Source organism: Phocaeicola sp. (assembly GCF_048170425.1).
In the GTDB taxonomy this organism is placed as follows: domain Bacteria; phylum Bacteroidota; class Bacteroidia; order Bacteroidales; family Bacteroidaceae; genus Phocaeicola.
Genome location: NZ_DBEXBB010000182.1, coordinates 1 through 2,649, shown reverse-complemented (window position 1 = coordinate 2,649; position 2,649 = coordinate 1). Strand labels below are relative to the sequence as shown.

Below are 2,649 nucleotides of genomic sequence, written 5' to 3'. Positions count from 1 at the left end.
CTTTCACACATTTGAATTACCAATGATTTTGATTGTTTTTGTTGAACTTCGGATTGGATACGAAACACGTTCCAGCTTCCTTTTTGCATTATTCTGAGTACAAAAGTAAGTGTTTTTTGTTATAAACACGAATAAATGCGGACTTTTTTTGCGCTTTCTACCCCCGGATTAAAAGAATTGTGCTAAATTAGCGTTGAAAATACAATTTAATTGACACATTAACTCTTATGAAAAAAGTTATTTTTACAGAAAAGGCTCCGGCTGCAATCGGCCCGTACAGCCAGGCGGTAGAAGTGAACGGCATGGTATTCTTGTCAGGCCAGATTCCGGTAAATCCGGCTACTGGCGAAGTAGTAGAAGGTGGAATCACTGAACAGACTACGCAGGTATTCGAAAATATCAAGAACGTCCTTGCGGAAGCCGGACTGACAACTGCCAACGTAGTAAAAACCACTGTTTTCCTGGCAGATATGGCACTGTTTGGTGAAATGAATGCCGTATATGCCAAGTATTTCGAAGGTGATTATCCTGCCCGCTCTGCCGTGGCAGTCAAAGCTTTGCCGAAAGGAGTGCTGGTAGAAATAGAAAGTATCGCGGTAAGATAACCGTAAAGCGGAGCAGGCTGCCAGGAAAACATAATGACTTTGCGGCCTGCTCCGAAATCGTTTAACAGGAAATTTTGTGACAATGCAACTGAACATGCGTACAATTTGGGGAGAGAATAAATGGAAACTGGCTACATTCATACTGGCCATTCTGACAGTAACAGCTTCGGTATTATACATTTACAGATATGAGCCTTTTACGTCTGGGCTGGAAGTTGCAGACGAACTAGGAGGAAATATCTTTCCGGTGACCATCCTTTCCACAGCTACGACCGATGCCAAGCTGATTGTACCGGCAGACAGTACCTATTTGGGAAATCCCAAATCGTGTATCGGCATTAAAATACGCAGTCCGCATACCAACAGCAAACTCCACATAGAGCTGGCAGAGACCCCTTTCTTTGCCCATTCGGTTTCTGAGTTCATTCTGCCGGAGTCGGGAAAAGAGTACCTGGTTTTTCCGGATGTGATATGGAATTATCAGGCTTTGCTGGAGAATACGCAGGCCATACCTGTCACCGTGTCCATCCAAGCAAAGATAAACAACAACCGGGTGTATTCGACAGTACATACATATTCTGTACGCAGCATCAACGAATGTCTGTTGGGCTACATCGACAGTAAAATGAAATTTCATGACACGGGAGAATTCTTTGCGGCTTACGTAAACGAAGACAATCCCAACATCAGCCAAGTGCTTCGTGATGCACTGGATTCACGCATTGTCAACCGTTTCTGGGGCTACCAGAGTAAGGATCCGAAAGTGGTGGATAAGCAGGTGTATGCCCTGTGGTATGTCTTGCAAAAGAGAGGGTTCAAATACAGTTCCATCAGCAACAGCAGCCTGTCGTCCAATGTGGTCTTTACCCAGCGCGTACGTACGTTTGACGATGCCTTGCAATCGGCGCAGATTAACTGTGTAGACGGAAGCGTACTGTTTGCTTCTTTGCTGAAAGCCATTAACATCAATCCGATTCTGGTGCGTGTGCCGGGCCACATGTTTGTGGGTTATTATACAGACCGTATGCACCGTGAAATTCACTTTCTGGAAACGTCTATGATTGGTGACGTAAACCTGGATGACTTTTTCCCTGAAGAAAAACTTGACTCGACAATGGCGGGAAAATCGCAGGAAAGCGTATCGAGATTCATGTTCGAAAAATCCAAGGAATACGCTACCCGCATTTACAATGAGAATAAGGACCTGATTCATTCGGGCAAGGTGAACTACATGTTCCTGGAGATAGACAAGGCTACCCGCGCATACGTACAGCCCATTGCTGCCAAATAAGACCTCAATCTCATGAAACTGATTTATCTTTATCATAGCGGCTTCGCCTTGCTGGGCGAAGGTTACACGCTTATTCTTGACTATTTCGAAGACTCCGTGTCGGCCGAAAAAGGCATCGTGCACGAAGAGCTTCTTTCACGTGAAGGACGGTTGTATGTGCTTTCCAGCCATGCACATGCCGACCATTTTAACCGGCAGATACTTTCCTGGAAAGCCCTTCGACCCGACATCGTGTATCTGCTTTCAGCCGACATTCCTCTTTCTGCCCGGGACAAAGAAAACGGAAACTTCCATACATTAACGAAAGGAGACACCTATCGTGATGAGTATCTCACCGTGCGGGCTTTCGGCTCGACGGACATAGGCATCTCTTTTTTAGTGCAGACACCAGAAGGAACTACCGTGTTCCATGCCGGCGACCTGAACAACTGGCACTGGATGGACGAAAGTCCGGAGGAGGAATGGAAAAGAGATGAAGCTTTTTTCCTTCGTGAGCTGGAAGACATTGCTGCATGCATAAAAAAAATGGACGTAGTGTTGTTTCCTGTCGACCCACGGCTGGGAAAGGAATACATGCGCGGGCCTTTACAATTTGTGAAACGAATAAAAACGGCTATATTTGTACCGATGCATTTTGACGAGGCCTTTGAGAAGGCTGCGGCTTTTGCTCCTTTGGCTGCTTCAGAAGGAACACAAGTTCTTACCCCTGCCCGTCGCGGCCAGACACTGAATTTAGAGACTACTATATCAATT

3 protein-coding genes are annotated in these 2,649 nt (G+C 45.8%); all 3 read left to right on the top strand.

Annotated features, from left to right (window positions below; genetic code table 11):
• Positions 1-227 precede the first annotated feature (227 nt).
• Positions 228-605 carry a RidA family protein gene (locus ACMJ0U_RS07115; RefSeq protein ID WP_022053367.1) on the top strand — a complete coding sequence of 126 codons (378 nt, stop codon included), beginning with the start codon at positions 228-230 and terminating at the stop codon, positions 603-605.
• 82 nt (positions 606-687) lie between these two features.
• Positions 688-1,896, top strand: coding sequence for a hypothetical protein (locus ACMJ0U_RS07110; RefSeq protein WP_417129179.1), 1,209 nt, complete (start codon positions 688-690; stop codon positions 1,894-1,896).
• A 12-nt stretch (positions 1,897-1,908) separates the two neighbouring features.
• Positions 1,909-2,649 (top strand): MBL fold metallo-hydrolase (locus tag ACMJ0U_RS07105; protein WP_417129178.1); only part of this gene is annotated, 741 nt, incomplete at its 3' end.

Excerpts from the sequence above, each read along its gene's own strand:
- ACMJ0U_RS07110 (WP_417129179.1), top strand. The coding sequence starts at position 688 with ATGCAACTGAACATGCGTACAATTTGGGGAGAGAATAAATGGAAACTG.
- ACMJ0U_RS07115 (WP_022053367.1), top strand. The coding sequence starts at position 228 with ATGAAAAAAGTTATTTTTACAGAAAAGGCTCCGGCTGCAATCGGCCCG.